Here is a 1,258-nt window from a genome sequence, read left to right as displayed (position 1 = left end):
TGCCGTTCTTGTTGGAAATGAAAAACATCACCAAGGTGTTTGGCAGCGTAAAGGCGGTGGATAACGTCAGCCTGGCGCTCGAAGCCGGACAAGTATTATCGCTGTGCGGCGAGAATGGTTCGGGCAAATCGACGCTGATGAAAGTGCTGTGTGCCATTTATCCCTTCGGCAGCTATGACGGAGATATCGTCTTCGCTGGCGATCCGCTGCATGCCAACCATATTCGTGAGACCGAGCAGAAGGGTATCGCCATCATTCATCAGGAACTGGCGCTGGTCAAAGAGATGAGCGTGTTGGAGAACGTCTTCCTGGGCAATGAGTGGACGACACGCGGCGTATTGGACAGTGACGCGATGTATTTACGCTGCCAGACCATGCTGGCGCGCGTCAAACTTGAAGTCGATCCTCATACCCGAGTCGGTGAACTTGGCCTGGGCCAGCAACAACTGGTGGAGATTGCCAAGGCGCTCAACAAACAGGTGCGGTTGCTGGTGTTGGATGAACCCACCGCCTCACTGACTGAGCGCGAAACCGCGATTTTGCTGGATATCATTCGTGATTTGCGCAATCACGGTATCGCCTGTATCTACATTTCCCACAAGCTGAATGAAGTCAAAGCCATTTCGGACATCATCTGCGTGATTCGCGATGGCAAGCACATTGGCACCCACCCTGCCAGCTCGCTTAGCGAAGATCAGATCATCGCCATGATGGTGGGGCGTGAGCTAACCGAACTTTACCCTTCTGAGGCCCATGACATTGGTGAGGAGATCCTGCGCGTCGAGCACCTGACGGCCTGGCATCCGGTTAATCGCCATATTCGTCGCGTCAATGATGTTTCCTTCGCGCTGCGTCGGGGTGAAATTCTGGGCGTGGCGGGACTGGTTGGCTCCGGCCGGAGCGAAACGGTGCAATGCCTGTTTGGCGCTTACCGTGGACCCTGGCAGGGCGAGATTGTGCTGAAGGGGCAGCCGGTGGTGATCAATGACTGTCAGCAGGCGATGGCGCTGGGTATCGCGATGGTGCCGGAGGATCGCAAAAAGGATGGCATTGTTCCGGTGATGAGCGTGGCGCAAAACATCACGCTGGCAGCGCTCGATCGTTTTTCCGGACTGTTTTCTTCACTGGATGACGCGCGCGAGCAGGATGTGATTCGCCATTCGATTGCCCATCTGAAAGTAAAAACGGCCAGCCAGGATTTAGCCATTGCCCGCCTGAGCGGCGGGAATCAGCAAAAAGCGGTGTTGGCAAAATGCCT

1 protein-coding gene is annotated in these 1,258 nt (G+C 55.5%); it reads left to right on the top strand.

Features of this window, described 5'->3' with window-relative positions; all coding sequences use genetic code 11:
* Positions 1-1,258, top strand: a 1,258-nt coding sequence (locus J5224_RS28465; protein ID WP_264628460.1) for a xylose ABC transporter ATP-binding protein, incomplete at both ends; no start/stop codon positions are given.

Source organism: Candidatus Symbiopectobacterium sp. NZEC135 (assembly GCF_025962695.1).
Note: the sequence above shows the minus strand (reverse complement) of the source record. Positions and strands in the feature narration are given on the sequence as shown.